15 protein-coding genes are annotated in these 14445 nt (G+C 62.6%); 4 read left to right on the forward strand and 11 right to left on the reverse strand.

Features of this window, described 5'->3' with window-relative positions:
• Window positions 1-80: 80 nt before the first annotated feature.
• Window positions 81-326, forward strand: a complete 246-nt coding sequence (locus IV500_RS06840; RefSeq protein WP_196396060.1) for an acyl carrier protein — start codon at window positions 81-83, stop codon at window positions 324-326.
• 139 nt (window positions 327-465) lie between these two features.
• The gene (gene fabF, locus IV500_RS06845; protein ID WP_196396061.1) at window positions 466-1704 is read left to right on the forward strand and encodes a beta-ketoacyl-ACP synthase II; all 1239 of its coding nucleotides are present in this window, start codon (window positions 466-468) and stop codon (window positions 1702-1704) included.
• A 248-nt stretch (window positions 1705-1952) separates the two neighbouring features.
• On the opposite strand, the gene IV500_RS06850 is transcribed toward fabF, so the two are convergent.
• The 5 genes from IV500_RS06850 to IV500_RS06870 all read right to left on the reverse strand — a co-directional run bounded on the left by IV500_RS06850 (window position 1953) and on the right by IV500_RS06870 (window position 6996).
• Window positions 1953-2456 carry a DUF3145 domain-containing protein gene (locus tag IV500_RS06850; protein WP_196396062.1) on the reverse strand — a complete coding sequence of 168 codons (504 nt, stop codon included), beginning with the start codon at window positions 2454-2456 and terminating at the stop codon, window positions 1953-1955.
• Window positions 2457-2756: 300 nt separating this feature from the next.
• Window positions 2757-3692 (reverse strand): tyrosine recombinase XerC, encoded by a 936-nt coding sequence (locus tag IV500_RS06855; RefSeq protein ID WP_196396063.1) that lies wholly within the window; start codon window positions 3690-3692, stop codon window positions 2757-2759.
• A gap of 134 nt (window positions 3693-3826) precedes the next feature.
• A complete protein-coding gene (dprA, locus tag IV500_RS06860) occupies window positions 3827-5017 on the reverse strand; it encodes a DNA-processing protein DprA (protein WP_196396064.1) in 1191 nt (396 codons plus the stop codon).
• A gap of 80 nt (window positions 5018-5097) precedes the next feature.
• Window positions 5098-6639 (reverse strand): YifB family Mg chelatase-like AAA ATPase, encoded by a 1542-nt coding sequence (locus IV500_RS06865; protein WP_196396065.1) that lies wholly within the window; start codon window positions 6637-6639, stop codon window positions 5098-5100.
• Window positions 6640-6996, reverse strand: a complete 357-nt coding sequence (locus IV500_RS06870) for a YraN family protein (protein WP_196396066.1) — start codon at window positions 6994-6996, stop codon at window positions 6640-6642.
• Between the two features lie 906 nt (window positions 6997-7902).
• On the opposite strand from IV500_RS06870, the gene IV500_RS06875 reads away from it, so the two are divergent.
• Together IV500_RS06875 and IV500_RS06880 are read left to right on the forward strand one after the other, a co-directional pair.
• Window positions 7903-8688, forward strand: a complete 786-nt coding sequence (locus IV500_RS06875; RefSeq protein WP_230854606.1) for a COG4705 family protein — start codon at window positions 7903-7905, stop codon at window positions 8686-8688.
• 225 nt (window positions 8689-8913) lie between these two features.
• Window positions 8914-10284, forward strand: coding sequence for a TrkH family potassium uptake protein (locus IV500_RS06880; protein ID WP_376770191.1), 1371 nt, complete (start codon window positions 8914-8916; stop codon window positions 10282-10284).
• An 82-nt stretch (window positions 10285-10366) separates the two neighbouring features.
• Here IV500_RS06880 and IV500_RS06885 read toward each other — a convergent pair whose 3' ends face one another.
• From IV500_RS06885 to rplS, 6 genes are all read right to left on the reverse strand, one after another.
• On the reverse strand, window positions 10367-10642 hold the full coding sequence (locus IV500_RS06885; protein WP_376770186.1) for an ATP-binding protein: 276 nt from the start codon (window positions 10640-10642) through the stop codon (window positions 10367-10369).
• A gap of 206 nt (window positions 10643-10848) precedes the next feature.
• Window positions 10849-11175, reverse strand: coding sequence for a DUF2469 domain-containing protein (locus tag IV500_RS06890; RefSeq protein WP_196396068.1), 327 nt, complete (start codon window positions 11173-11175; stop codon window positions 10849-10851).
• Between the two features lie 7 nt (window positions 11176-11182).
• Window positions 11183-12067 carry a ribonuclease HII gene (gene rnhB, locus IV500_RS06895; RefSeq protein WP_376770187.1) on the reverse strand — a complete coding sequence of 295 codons (885 nt, stop codon included), beginning with the start codon at window positions 12065-12067 and terminating at the stop codon, window positions 11183-11185.
• Between the two features lie 2 nt (window positions 12068-12069).
• A complete protein-coding gene (gene lepB, locus IV500_RS06900) occupies window positions 12070-13026 on the reverse strand; it encodes a signal peptidase I (RefSeq protein ID WP_196396069.1) in 957 nt (318 codons plus the stop codon).
• A complete protein-coding gene (gene lepB / locus IV500_RS06905; protein ID WP_196396070.1) occupies window positions 13027-13722 on the reverse strand; it encodes a signal peptidase I in 696 nt (231 codons plus the stop codon).
• A 12-nt stretch (window positions 13723-13734) separates the two neighbouring features.
• Entirely contained in the window at window positions 13735-14094 is a 360-nt protein-coding gene (rplS, locus tag IV500_RS06910) for a 50S ribosomal protein L19 (RefSeq protein WP_196396071.1), read from the reverse strand.
• Window positions 14095-14445 lie beyond the last annotated feature (351 nt).

Below are 14445 nucleotides of genomic sequence, written 5' to 3' on the forward strand. Positions count from 1 at the left end.
CGGACCACAACCGTGGTTTGATCAACACTGCTTCACCCCATTACCGACGACAAAGAAAACCACAAGAAAAGGAGCCACTAATGGCTAGCAACGAAGAAATCCTGGCCGGTCTGGCTGAAATCGTGAACGAGGAAACCGGCCTTGCCCCTGAAGCCGTCGAAATGGACAAGTCCTTCACCGACGATCTGGACATTGACTCCATCTCCATGATGACCATTGTGGTCAATGCCGAAGAGAAGTTCGGCGTGCGGATTCCGGACGAAGAAGTCAAGAACCTCAAGACCGTCGGCGACGCCGTCAACTTCATCTCCGGCGCACAGGCCTAGTTCTTTCGCAACTGACCTACGCCCCGCATTTGCAGGGTAGGGAGGATGGCCGGTTTGTCCACGGGCACCGGCCATCCTCGTACATCAAGAACTGTCCTGCAGAGCATACGTTTCGTAGGAATACCCAGAGAGTAGAACCATGGCCCGCAAAGTAGTCATTACCGGACTCGGAGCTACCACGCCGATCGGCGGCGACGTTCCCACCATGTGGGCGAACGCGCTCATTGGCGTGTCCGGAGCGCATACCCTGACCGCTGACTGGGTAGCCAAATATGATCTTCCCGTTCATTTTGCCGCGAAGGCTTCCACGCCTGCCACGGAGATCCTCAGCCGGGTCGAGGCCAAGCGTTTGGACCCCTCCAGCCAATTCGCAGTCGTCGCGGCCCGCGAAGCCTGGAAGGATTCGGGCATTACCGAGGTGGACCACGACCGTCTCGCCGTAGCCTTCGCTACTGGCATCGGTGGCGTCTGGACGCTGCTTGATGCGTGGGACACTCTGCGTGAGAAAGGTCCGCGCCGCGTCCTGCCGATGACGGTTCCGATGCTGATGCCCAATGGCGCCGCCGCCGCCGTCAGCCTTGATTTGGGTGCCCGCGCCGGGGCCCATACGCCGGTGTCCGCATGTGCGTCCGGTACCGAAGCCCTGCACTTAGGACTGGAGCTGATTCGGTCCGGCAAGGCCGATGTGGTCATGGCCGGAGGCGCCGAAGCCGCCATCCATCCACTGCCGATGGCGTCCTTCTCATCGATGCAGGCGCTTTCCCGGCGCAATGACGACCCGGAACACGCGTCCCGCCCCTACGACCGGGACCGCGACGGCTTCGTCATGGGCGAGGGAGCCGGCGCTTTGGTCCTCGAAGCCGAAGAGCATGCGCTGGCCCGCGGCGCCCACATATACGGCGAACTGGCTGGGACATCGGTCACGGCCGATGCTTACCACATCACGGCTCCCGATCCGGAAGGGCTCGGTGCCACCCGGGCGTTGAAGGCGGCCCTCTTTGACGCCCGTGCGCAAAACACCGACGTGGTGCACGTCAACGCGCATGCGACCTCGACTCCGGTGGGCGACAAGCCGGAGTACACCGCACTGAAGGCGGCCCTGGGCAGCCACGTGGACAATGTAGCGGTCTCGGCCACTAAGTCCCAAACGGGGCACCTGCTGGGCGCGTCGGGGGCCGTTGAAGCTGTCATGACAGTGCTGGCTGTGTACAACCGCAAGGCGCCGGCCACGATCAACCTGGAAAACCAGGATCCGGAGATCCCGCTTGACATTGTCACCACGGCCCGTGACCTGCCGGCCGGCGACTTCGTGGCATTGAGTAATTCCTTCGGATTTGGCGGACACAATGCCGTCATCGTCATCCGGAACACGAACTAAACCGCGCACTAGCGGCAGGAAACAGCGAAGCGGCCGGGCCCCGGCCCCGGCCGTTTTGGTTCCGGCCTCTTGGTTCCGGCCTCTTGGTTCCGGCCGCTTAGTTACGGTCGCTTAGTTGCGGTCGCTTAGTTACGGTCGCTTAGGCCCGGTGGCTTTGTTACGGCCGGTTCGGGACAGCCGCCTAGCTATGGAGCGGCGGCCACCGGAGATGGTTGCAGTAGCCGATGGACCTGAGATAACCCGCGGAATCAGCCAACCTGGTGGAGCCAGCGCACCGGCGCTCCCTCACCTGCGTGGCGGAACGCCTCCAGTTCCTCATCCCACGCTTCGCCGAGGGCCAGCGAGAGCTCATGGTAGACGGCAGCTGGATCCCCTGCCCCCGACTCGTAGGCGTAACGGATTCGGTCCTCCGTGACCATAATATTTCCGTGTGCATCAGTCACCGCATGGAATATGCCCAGTTCCGGGGTATGCGACCAGCGGCCACCGTCAACTCCGGCGCTTGGCTCCTCGGCCACTTCGTAACGCAGATGGGCCCAGCCGCGCAGGGCTGAAGCCAACTGCGCCCCCGTACCCGGTACCCCGGCCCACGACAGTTCGGCACGCATCATGCCAGGTGCAGCTGGCTGCGCCGCCCAGTCCAACTGGGTGCGCCGGTCCACGACAGAGCCGACGGCCCACTCAATATGCGGGCACAGCGCAGTAGGGGCCGAGTGAATAAACAAAACACCGCGTGTCATCAAAGCAGACATTCCATCCTCCATAGCTATAGGTACGTCTTCCCCAACGACCTTCGGCAAGGCTGAAATGATATTGCTTTATATGCGCGGAATTGCTGTTACACAGTCCCTGACCGGGCCGCTCATGCGACCCGCGTTTTCATTCTTTACAGTTGGTGGGCAATCTCTCGCCGCACTTCCTCACATTGTGCCGCATGCCGGCTAAGAACACCAGTGGAATGCCGCCGGTGGCATAACCGGCGGTGGCATGGCGCTTCCCCGTGAGTTGTGATCGATGGGCACACCCGTCACGCGCGGAGAAGGGCCCACCCGTCACGCGCGGGGATGGGCCTGCTGGTAGCTGCTGCGGAGCCGCTCAACCGAAACGTGTGTGTAGATTTGCGTCGTGGCAAGACTGCTGTGGCCCAGAATCTCTTGGACGGCCCGTAGATCCGCACCACCGTCGAGCAGGTGGGTGGCCGCTGAGTGGCGCAGGGCGTGCGGACCGGTGGCCGAAGTATCTCCGAGAGTCCGAAAAAGGCGGCCGACGACGGAACGCACCTGGCGCTGATCGATCCGGTTCCCGCGCTTGCCCAGAAACAGTGCCTCTGCGCTGCTGGCAGTCTCCAGTTTCGGCCTACCTGACGAAAGCCACCGATCCAACGCCTGCGCTGCCGGTTGGCCATACGGAACGGTACGTTCCTTATTCCCCTTGCCGATGACCCGCAGCGTCCGACGCTGAGGATCAAGGTCCCCGCGATCGAGCCCGACCAACTCTCCGACCCGCACTCCGCTGGCGTAGAGCAGCTCAACCAAGGCCAGGTCCCGGACAGCCACCGGGTCTGCGCCCACGGCATTGGCCTGCAGCACCTCAAACAGGCGACCCATTTGTTGCCGTTGCAGAACCCCCGGTAGTGTCTTGTTCCGTTTGGGCGCCTTGAGCCGCAGAGCCACGTCCAGGGCCACTAACTCCTGCCTTACCGCCCACGAGGTAAAACTGCGGGCAGTTGCAGCCCGCCGTGCCAAGGTTGCCCGGGTCAGCCCTACAGAGCTCTGCTCCCCCAGCCAACGGCGCAAGGTTCCCAACTCCAGCCCGGCCAAAGTAGTCACACCTTCCGCGAGCGCATGAATCAGCAGGCTTTCCACGTCGCCTAGATAGGCCCGCACCGTATGAGCGGATCTGGCTTTTTCGGAGACGAGATAACGCTCAAAGTCGCCCAACGCTGCGGAAAACTCCTCCGGCAGTTGGTCAATTTCGGATCGGTCCACCTCCCTACTGTGCGTCCACGCGCGCCATCGGGCAAGCCGCAGCGCCGTGTCCGGCGGGATAAATCCGCACTGGTCCCCAGGCAGGGGACCTGCGGTGATCGACAGCGGCAGCGCGCCCGTCACCCCAATGCATTTCACTTCGTTCCCCTGCGGAGCCTCCAGTTGCCGTCAATGCGCTCGGCCAGTCCCATGAGTTCCAATCTACCCAGCCCTGCCAGCACCGAAGCAATGCCCAAGCCTGCCACGGAAGAAAGCTTCTCCGGTGGGCTCCCCTGCCTGGCAGGCAGCGCATCCATGAGCAGTAGATCCTCGACATTCAGCCCGTCATGGGTGGCCGCCGGGCCCGCCGGCTCACTGGCCAGGTGGTCGCCACTGACACCGGCCAGCTCCGCCACTTCTGCTGCATCCGTAACGCAGACCGCAGAACCCTCACGCAGCAATCGGTGGCAGCCGGCCGAATTCGCGCTGAAAACGGATCCTGGCACGGCCGCGACCTGTCGACTAAGGGAATCAGCATGATGGGCGGTATTCAGGGCGCCCGAGCGCCAGCGTGCTTCCACCACCACGGTCACAGAGCATAGGGCCGCTATGAGGCGGTTTCGTTGCAGAAAACGGTAGCGGGTGGGGTTTGTGCCAGGGGGCACCTCGGCAATCATGGACCCTTCTTGCGCAATGGTCCGCAGCAGTTCTTCATTCCCTGCTGGATAGTACCTATCGACGCCGCCCGCCATAACCGCAATGGTAGGAAGGTTCCCGGTATTGCCGCCGGCGAGTGCTCCCGAGTGCGCATGCGCGTCGATCCCGTAGGCCCCACCGCTGACAACGGTGATTCCACGCTGCGCGAGTCCCTGCGAGATCTGGCCCGTGACGGACGCCCCATAGCTGGTGTTGTCTCGGGAGCCAACCACAGCCACGCACCTGTTCAGTCCGGGAAGGACACGGCAGCGGCTCCTGCACCACAGCGCAATCGGTTCAGCCAGTCCCAAGTCGGACAAAGCTACGGGCCAATCATCGTCCTCAGGAATGAGCAAACCGCCGCCCAACCGCCTGATCACGGCCAGGTCCCGCTCCGGCGCGAGATCGTTAATGCGCGGCGCCCATCGACTAATCGAGGATTCCAATCCGAGCCAGCTGCGCAGCGCACCGGCTTCTTCCAGAAGGGTGGCGACTTTGTGTTCCGTCTCGGTTCCTGCACGTTCTTCACCCTTTGCGATGCACACGGCGCGTTCGGGCCCTACAACTCGAATCAACGCCAGCCCGGCGAGGTCCGACGGTTCCATCAGGCGGGTGAGAGCAGCCCGGGCGACCGTGACGGACGCTGGCATAGCCTTATTCCTGCCATTCCTACCGTCCACACCCTCTATGCCGTCTATGCCGTCTGTGCCGTCTGTGCCGTCCAAGCCACTCACCCGTTCATCCCGCGTTGTCTCATGTTCAGCGCAAGACCCACCTGATGGCTGCCGGGCTGCGCAATTTGGGCCAAATCTGCCAACGTCCATGACAACCGAAGCACCCGGTCATAACCGCGGGCAGTCAAGGCTCCAGATTCCAGCGCCGAATCAAGGACCGCAGTTGTCCGCGACGGGAGCCGGAAGACCCCACGAAGGAGTTTTCCGCCCACGTCGGCGTTCCGCACCAGGCCATGGATTCCCAGCCGCTGGCGTTGCCTGGTCCTCGCCGCCGCCACCCTGGCGGCCACCACCGCCGAACTCTCACGCTGCTCCATACTGGATAATTCCGCGAGGGAAACCCGGTTTACCCGGAGCTGAATGTCCACTCGGTCCAGAAGCGGCCCGGACAGCCGTCCGAAGTATCTCCGGCGCGCCATTGCGGTACATGTACAGTCCTGTCCTTTCCCCGATGCCCGGCCGCAAGGACACGGGTTCGCTGCCAAGACAAGTTGGAACCGCGCAGGGTAGGAGGCCGTTCCCGCGGAGCGGTGCAGGATCAGTTCGCCGCTTTCCAGCGGTTGACGCAGGGCATCGAGGACCCCCCGCTCGTACTCGGGAGCCTCGTCGAGGAAGAGTACGCCGTGGTGTGCCCGGGATGCCGAGCCCGGATGGGGAATCCCGCTGCCGCCCCCGATGATGGCGACGGTACTGGCCGTGTGGTGCGGCCGCTCATAGGGCGGTCGGCGGATCAGTGCGGAAACCTGGCCGTAGCCTTCCAAGGAGTGAATGGCCGTGACCTCCATGGCCTCGGTGTCGTCTAAGTCAGGCAACAGCCCCGGAAGGCGTTCGGCCAGCATCGTTTTGCCTGCCCCCGGCGGGCCCAACAGCAGCAGATGATGGCCACCAGCCGCGGCAACCTCTATGGCAATCCGTGCCTCCGCCTGCCCCGCCACATCAGCCAGGTCCGGCTCAGCAAGCGCGGCACAGTCCGTTATAGCGACTCGAGGCGGGGGCTCATCCTCCTCGGCTTCCAACACCAGTTCCTGCGCCCTGGCGCCGAAGTCCAAGGCAACCCGCGCCAGCGACCGATAGCCGGTTACCTTCGCGCCGGGAACCAGCGCAGCCTCCCTCTGATTGGCGGAAGCCACGGCGAAATCTGAGAAGCCCGCCCGGACCGCGGCTATCACGGCCGGCAGAATCCCGCGCACCGGACGCAGCCTGCCATCGAGTCCCAACTCGGCTATGAAAACAGTACGCCCGGTGCCGCGGACATCCCCGGCCGCACTCAGCGCCGCCATGACGATGGACAGGTCAAAAGCCGATCCCTTCTTCGGCAAGGACGCCGGAACCAAATTGACCGTGATCTTGCGTCGGCTCAGCGGAATACCGGAATTATGTGCTGCGGCCCGGATCCGCTCCTTAGCCTCATTCAGGGATGCGTCCGGCAGCCCAAGGAGAACAAAGTTCGGCAGCGTCTGCCCAATGTCCGCCTCGACTTCAACTATGTGACCTTCCAACCCGACCAGCGCGACCGAGAAGGCCCGCCCCATGGACACCTAACCCACGCCCTTGAGGTACTCCAGCACGGGTTCCCCATCGCCGCAGTCCAGCACCGCAATGGCGTCAATGCGCAGAGCCACCGGAACGACCCAGTGGTCCCGGGACCATAGCACCCCCAAGGTGCGCAGCCGGGTCAATTTGGCCGGCGTGATCGCCTCGAACGGATGGCCGAAACGCAGGGACCGGCGCGTCTTGACCTCGGCAATGACCAGACATTCGCCGTCGTACGCGACCAGATCGATCTCACCCGTGCGACACCGCCAGTTCCGGTCAACCACACGAATACCCCGGTCCTCCAGATAATCGGCCGCCAGGACCTCGCCGTGCCGGCCCAGAGCATCTTTCGCTTTCATGAACACCTCCCCCACCAGCCTGGAGCGCCGCTGTGAACTCGACAAGATCAGCAGCGGCTGATGTGGGCAACTGATCTCCGCATGATGGCGGTGGAGGAACAGACGTGACCGAAAACCGCACAGCCCTAGTGCCGCGCTACGAGCAACGCGTACTCGACAGCAGTGATTCGGCCGACGGCACCCACGAGCCGCTCCAATGTTTGGCACCAAGTAGGGCGTATTTGACCGAAGTGTCAGATGGCAATGCCATCTATGCGCGCGGCCGATCTTGGGGCTTCCGGCAGACGCACCGCATCGTATGCGACCGTAAACTGATATCCACCTCCTTGGTCCTGAACTGCCTCTTGGTCCCGGTGCCCAGATTTGCCGCTGGACGCCGAGCCGGCCTTCGATCGAGGGTTTACCACCAGCGTGGAGGTCAAAGTAGACGCCCCTCGATACGGTGAGTTCAAGTTCGTCTTCGTCACAACTTTGCCCCGCGGATAGGCATTGATGCACCGCCACTGGACGACACGGAAGCCATATTTTCCCGAGCGGACTTCGCTGCTGCCAGACGCAGCGAATGTGTGGAGCTTGTCGCCGACGTCGGCGAATTCGAAAATGAAATAGCCGGCGAATTCATAATTTGAAATCCTTTAGTGCTGCGCCTACCCCCAACCTAACGGCATTGAAGCGCACGTATCCCGGTACGCTGAAATCTTGGCGAACAGCCCCGACAGGTCCGTGAAACTGTCCTCCCAAGGCGACACCTTGGTCGGCGCCCTGTCTTCGGCTTAGAAGCGATCACCAAGGTAACTGTGAGACAGTAGCCAGCGGGTACGCCCGGACACCCGTTCGCCCGGATAAGACGAAATAAAGCACTCCACCCCCAGCGGGCACTGTGGAGCGCGATTGCAAGGAGCATGCATGACGGTCAGGCAGCGTATGTTGCGGGTGCCCGAGATTACGGCCCTGTTCTGGCTCATCAAGGCACTGTCGACGGCTATGGGCGAGTCGACCAGTGACTATCTTGTGAACGCCATTGGGCCGGTTCCCGCGGTGCTCCTCGGATTCATTGCCTTCGTCGCCGCAATGATCATCCAATTGAGGGCAGGGCGTTACGTCGCCTGGCGTTACTGGCTGGCGGTAGTGATGGTCGGCGTGTTCGGAACGATGTGCGCCGACGTCCTCCACGTCGGATTCGGCGTCTCCTACCTCGTGTCCTCCACGTTCTACGCGGCCGCACTTGCCGCAGTCTTCCTCACGTGGCACAAAATCGAGAAAACTCTGTCCATCCACGCGGTCGATACGCCACGGCGGGAGATTTTCTACTGGCTGGCGGTCATCTCGACGTTCGCATTGGGTACTGCCCTCGGAGACATGGTTGCCTACACGTTCCACCTGGGCTACTTCGGATCGGCGGTTATCTTCGCGGTGATAATCCTGATTCCCGCCCTCGGATACCGGTTCGGGTTCAACTCGATCCTCGCTTTCTGGTTCGCCTACGTGATGACCCGGCCGCTGGGTGCCTCCGTTGCCGATTGGCTCGGAAAGCCCCAGGATGCCAGCGGACTCGGACTCGGTGCCGGGTGGGTAGCCCTGGTCTTAACGATCCTGATCGCGATCTTCGTAGCCTGTCTGACCGCGACCGGCCGCGATATACAGGAACGCGGCAGCCACGTCCGCGTCGGGGAGGAAATCGACTCCAACTGACCCAGCCGCCGTGTTCCACGTCGGTCGGCGCAGTGGTGCTCTTATGCCCGGTTTGCTAAGTACAATGACCGAAGTCCGGTTGGCAGGGCTGTAGGGGATGGAGCGATGATGATAGCAAGTGACCGGTCTAATGATCCATGCCGATGCTGCCAAAGTGATCCTTCACCTCGAACTTTTCACAATGGGATGTAGGAGACTTTGAAGCGACAAATCAACAAACGGGCGCTGGAATTGCGTGCCGGGTACGAGAAAAAGAAATCGGGCATCTGGGCATTGCTGCTGCACCCCGTCCGGTCGGTACCACTGGCGTTCCTTGGAGTGATCCTGCTCGGCGCGGGCCTGCTGATGCTTCCAGCATCACGCACCGGCAGTAGCGCCGATGCGCTAATGCCCGCACTGTTCACGGCCGTCTCCGCGGTATGTGTCACCGGCTTGATCACGGTCGACACGGCAACGTTCTGGACACCATTCGGCCAAGGGGTCATAGTGGTCCTGATCCAGGTTGGAGGGTTCGGGATCATGACCCTGGCCACCCTGCTGGCGCTGCTGGTCCGCAAGAGCCTGAGCCTGCGGAACCAGCTCGTGGCACAATCCGAAACCCACACTCTGAATTTCGGTGACGTCCGCGCCGTGCTGTTCCGGGTTGCCGGAATCATGGCTGTAGTCGAAGCGGGCATCGCCGTCATCCTGACCATACGCTTCCGGACCGTCTACGACGATAACCTGGCGACCGCGTTGTGGCACGGAGTGTTTCACTCCATCTCGGCATTCAACAACGCCGGCTTCGCCCTTTACAGTGAGAGTCTGGTTAGCTTCGCCGAAGATCCATGGATCATTATCCCCATCTGCGCTGCTGTGATCGCCGGAGGGCTTGGGTTCCCGGTGATTATCGCACTATTCCGCGACGGCCTGAGGATCAGGACCTGGACCGTCCATACCCGGCTCACTGTCTACGGCACCGTGCTCCTGCTGGCCATCGGCACGCTGATGTTCGCCGCTTTCGAATGGAACCGGCAGGAAACCCTCGGACCGCTGAGCCTCGGGGGGAAAATCTTGACGTCTCTGGCCGGCGGCGTCTTTCCACGCACCGCCGGGTTCAACAGCATCGACTACGGGGCCGCGTCATCGGAAACGCTAATGGTCACCGACGTCCTGATGTTCATCGGCGGCGGCAGCGCCAGCACGGCCGGCGGGATCAAGATCGCCACATTCCTGGTACTGGGGTTCGCGATCTGGAACGAGATCCGCGGGCGCGAGAACGTAACCATCGCACACCGCTCGATCAGCGCCTCTGTGCAACGACAGGCCCTATCCGTGGCCCTTCTCGGCGTCGCCGCAGTCATGGTTGGAACCCTGCTGCTCCTGATGTTGACCAACCACGGACTGGAACGCGTCCTTTTCGAATCCATTTCCGCCTTCGCCACGGTCGGACTCAGTACGGGCATTACCCCCAGCCTGCCGGACAGCGCCCAATGGGTGCTGATGGGCCTAATGTTTACCGGCCGCATAGGAACCATCACGGTCGCGTCCGCCGTGGCACTATCGTCGCGTCCGCAGCTGTACCGGCTCCCCGAGGAAAGACCAATCATCGGCTGAGCGGTCGGCGGATCGGGGCGGACACCTGGCCGTAGCCCTCCAATGAGTGAATGGCCGTCACTTCCATGGCCTTAGTGTCGTCTCAATCAGGCAACAGCCCCGGAGGGCGTTCGGCCAGCATCGTTTTCCCTGCACCCGGCGGACCTGCCAGCAGCAGATAATGGCGTTCTGCCGCGGCAACTTCTAGCGCATTCCGTGCCTCCTCCGCCACATCGACTAGGTCCGGCTCGGAAAGCGCATCACCTACCGGAGGAGCGGCACGACGGGAGGGCTCATCCGCGCCGGCATATTCCAACATCAGCTCCTGCGCCTTCGCATGGGGAACCAGCGCAGCTTCCCTCTGATTGGCGGAAGCCACGACGAAATCTGAGAAGCCCGCGCGGACCGCGGCTATCACGGCCGGCAGAATCCCGCGCACCGGATGAAAACGGTACGCCCGGTGCCGCGGACATCCCCGGCCGCACTCAGGGGGCATCAGAAGTGGCCGTGACGAGGCTGTGGGCAGGCCGCCGCCTGACCCCGGTGTTGAGGGCTAGTGCCAGCGGACACCAGCGGCTGCGCCCGCTAGTTTCCCAGCGATCCGTCCTTGGGGATTGTCAGGTCATCCGACTTGACGAGCTCTTCCACATTGACGTCTTTGAAGGTGATAACGCGGACATTCTTCACGAACCGGGCGGAGCGGTAGACGTCCCAAACCCAGGCATCCTGTAGCGTCAGGTCAAAATAAACCTCGCCATCTGCCGAGCGTGCCTGCAGATCGACGTGGTTGGCCAGGTAGAACCGACGCTCCGTCTCCACCACGTAGCTGAACAGCCCCACGACGTCCCGGTATTCACGGTAGAGCTGGAGCTCCATGTCGGTCTCGTAGTTTTCCAGATCTTCGGCACTCATCGTTCCATCATCCCTTACCCACAGCAACCTGCGCAGCGGGCTCGACATCCGCCGTCAGCCGCCAGCTCAACCGGTGGTAGGGAGAGGGCCCGTGGGCAGCGATAGCCGCCCGGTGCGACGCCGTTGCGTAGCCTTTATTCACTGCCCAGCCAAAGTCCGGATGGACGGCGTCGAGCTCGATCAGCATGCCGTCCCGCTCCACCTTCGCCAGTACGCTGGCGGCCGCGACGCTCAGGCACTGCATGTCCGCCTTGACCTTGGTGTAAACCGGCGCATTGCAGGACAGGACGACGACGTCGGCCGCTTCTGTGAGCGGTTCCGGCCGGGTGGCCGCGACCGCCGCCGGTGACTCGCCGAAGAAGTCGAGCTGCTGCTGGCATTGTGCCGTCGTTAGAAGTTCGGCTTCCGGTGCCGGTTCCGGCTGCGGGGATAGCCAGTTGTGATTGCCGTCCAAAATGACGGCATCCGGCGTTACCCCGGAGGCCACCAGCTGGTGCCATGCCCGCGTTCCGGCCAGCCGCAGGGCGCAAATCAGGCCGACGGCGTCAACCTCGGCGGCGGAGGCGTGCCCCACTGAGTAGGCAACGGCCCATTCGCGGATCTGCGGCACCAGCTCCACCCGCGCGGCGGGCGTCAGCAGCTTGCTGTCCCGCACTTTTGCCAGCTCACGCTGGGATGAGAGGTCAACAACCACCATGCCGACGCTGACCGGTCCGGCCAGGGCACCGCGTCCCACCTCGTCGCAGCCTGCTATCAGTCGGTGCCCTTTCGTCATGAAGGAGCGTTCATAGACCAGGGTAGGTGCGGCAGGTTGGCCGGCGGTCTTGGCCTTTGCACGCTTCTTGGGTGCTGTTTTGCGGCCAAGTCCGGACGCCGGTACGGGTGCGCCCACGGTTACCGACCGGATGTGGGCGCGGGAGAACTGGGGGCCGGCTTCGCTGGAGCCGGGACGTCGCGGAAGACATCGGGGTAGTTACCCAGAATCGCCAGCCGGTTGAACGGCCAGGCGATTACCGTGGCGCGACCCTCGATGTCCGCGACGGGGACAAAGCCCCTACCCGGAGTATCCATATGTGCGCGCGAATCCGCCGAGTCGTTGCGGTGGTCCCCCATCACCCACAATTCGTCGGCGGGAACGGTCACGTCGAAAGCCGTGGCGGAGGGCGCGGCTCTGGGATACAAGTACGGCTCGGTTATCGGCTGTCCATTGATGGTAATTTTTCCCCCGGCGTCGCAGCAGATGACTCTGTCCCCCGGCATCCCGATGACACGTTTGACCAGGTGCTGTTGGGATTCGTCAGGAGCCAGCCCAACGAACATCAGTGCATCCTTCGTCCAGCTCAGGGGTCCATCTGACTGAGGTGCAGTGGGCGGGAGCCAATGCTGGCTGTCCTTGAAGACCACGATGTCGCCGCGCTCCAGAGCGAACGGACGCGGAACCAGCAGATTCACGAAGATACGGTCGTTTTCCTCCAGAGTGTTCTCCATCGAGCCGGACGGGATCCAGTAGGCCCGGAACAAAAAGGTTTTGATCAGAAAGGACAGCACCAAAGCGACGACAATTATGGTGCCGATCTCTTTGAGCCAGGCACGCGCGCCGCGTCGCATTCTCTCGCCGGACGTTTCCTGGTGGTCGGGCGACGCCGCAGAATGGGCTCCGTGAACCGTCTGATGTGAAGCGGCAGAATGTGATGGTTGGGCGTGGGCCGCGTGCCCATGGTGATCCGCCTCCGGCCCTGGCGTACCGTCCGGCCCATGGTGATCCGCCTCCGGCCCATGGTGATCCGTCTCCGGCCCTGGCATGCCGCGCGGCTCGTCATCATCGGGTACGCCCGGGGTATTCTGCGGCATTTACTGTGCGTCCTTCTGTATGGCCGGCGGAACCGGCAGGATTGCCGAAGCCGTTGGGCGAGCAAGTGGCCCGAATCTCTCAAACGGCCAAAGGATCCGTAGAGGGCGGCCAATGACCTTATCCACGGACACCATGCCGCCGCCCGGAGCACCGAGCAGGGATCGCGAGTCGGCTGAGACGGAGCGGTGGTCACCCATCAGCCACAATTTACCCTCTGGAACTACGACATCAAAAGCCGAGGTGCTTGCCGCATCCCCGGGGTAGAGATACGGCTCATCGCGCGGGACGCCGTTAACTTCCAGCCGACCATCCACGGCACAGCATTTGACGTGGTCACCGCCGACGCCGATAACGCGCTTGACATACACAGTGTCGCTTCCGGCCACGCCCAACCACACACCGATGGTATGGACGGCGTCGGCGACGGGTCCCTGCCCGCTGTTCAAGGGAGCGAACGAGCCCCTGCCGTCAAAGACTACGACGTCGCCGCGCACAATGGTGGTGGAGTTGTAGTCCGTACGGGAAACCAGTACGCGGTCCCCGGTCACCAGGTAAGGCTCCATGGATTCGGACGGGATATAGTACACGTCCAGCCAGCAGCTGCGGATAACGGCGCTCCCGGCGATGACCAGCACCACGGCCAGCACAACGAAACGCCAGCCCAGTTTCCTGGACCGGCGTTCCGTTTGGTTCAAAGTGCGGATCCCTTATTTAGCGGGAACGTTATCGCGCTTTTCCTTGATCTTTGCAGCCTTGCCGCGCAGGTTACGCATGTAGTACAGCTTGGCGCGGCGAACGTCACCCTTGGAAACAACCTCGATCTTTTCAATAATCGGGGAATGGACCGGGAACTTACGCTCGACGCCGACACCGAAGGAAACCTTGCGGACGGTGAAAGTTTCACGCAGACCATCGCCGTGGCGCCCGAGCACGAAGCCCTGGAAAACCTGGACACGGGAACGGCTGCCTTCAATGATGTTCACGTGAACCTTGAGGGTGTCGCCGGCGCGGAATGCGGGGACGTCGGTACGCAGGCTGGCTGCATCGACTGAATCGAGGATGTGCATTGTGTCACTCCTGGTGAACGCCACGGGTCATTCACTTTGTTTTACGGCAGCAATGCTGAAGTCCGAAGACACGCAGCCGTTCCTGCCGAAAGTTAGGTTTAGACCGACTGTTCCGCTGGGGGAATGCCGGTGTGCTGCTGCATTGGTCGCGCTCCCCCTGTGGCAGGTGCGAACCCAGTAGACACAAGGATCAATTCTGCCATATGCGGGCCGGTTCCGGTAATCTACGTTGCGTTGCGCGTGCGTTGCGGTGCGCGTGCGCATACGAAGAGCGGCGGTAGCTGCCGCCGAATGGTGGCGCCGTCGGGGAGGACCGGTGGCTGTCCGCTAGGTCGGGGAGGACCGGTGGCT

The sequence above is a fragment of the Arthrobacter terrae genome (genome assembly GCF_015708085.1).
Taxonomy (GTDB): Bacteria; Actinomycetota; Actinomycetes; order Actinomycetales; family Micrococcaceae; genus Arthrobacter_M; species Arthrobacter_M terrae.

Excerpts from the sequence above, each read along its gene's own strand:
- IV500_RS06840 (WP_196396060.1), top strand. The coding sequence starts at position 81 with ATGGCTAGCAACGAAGAAATCCTGGCCGGTCTGGCTGAAATCGTGAAC.
- fabF (WP_196396061.1), top strand. The coding sequence starts at position 466 with ATGGCCCGCAAAGTAGTCATTACCGGACTCGGAGCTACCACGCCGATC.
- IV500_RS06850 (WP_196396062.1), bottom strand. The coding sequence starts at position 2,456 with ATGTCTGCTTTGATGACACGCGGTGTTTTGTTTATTCACTCGGCCCCT.
- dprA (WP_196396064.1), bottom strand. The coding sequence starts at position 5,017 with ATGCCAGCGTCCGTCACGGTCGCCCGGGCTGCTCTCACCCGCCTGATG.
- IV500_RS06870 (WP_196396066.1), bottom strand. The coding sequence starts at position 6,996 with ATGAAAGCGAAAGATGCTCTGGGCCGGCACGGCGAGGTCCTGGCGGCC.
- IV500_RS06875 (WP_230854606.1), top strand. The coding sequence starts at position 7,903 with ATGACGGTCAGGCAGCGTATGTTGCGGGTGCCCGAGATTACGGCCCTG.
- IV500_RS06890 (WP_196396068.1), bottom strand. The coding sequence starts at position 11,175 with ATGAGTGCCGAAGATCTGGAAAACTACGAGACCGACATGGAGCTCCAG.
- lepB (WP_196396069.1), bottom strand. The coding sequence starts at position 13,026 with ATGCCGCAGAATACCCCGGGCGTACCCGATGATGACGAGCCGCGCGGC.
- rplS (WP_196396071.1), bottom strand. The coding sequence starts at position 14,094 with ATGCACATCCTCGATTCAGTCGATGCAGCCAGCCTGCGTACCGACGTC.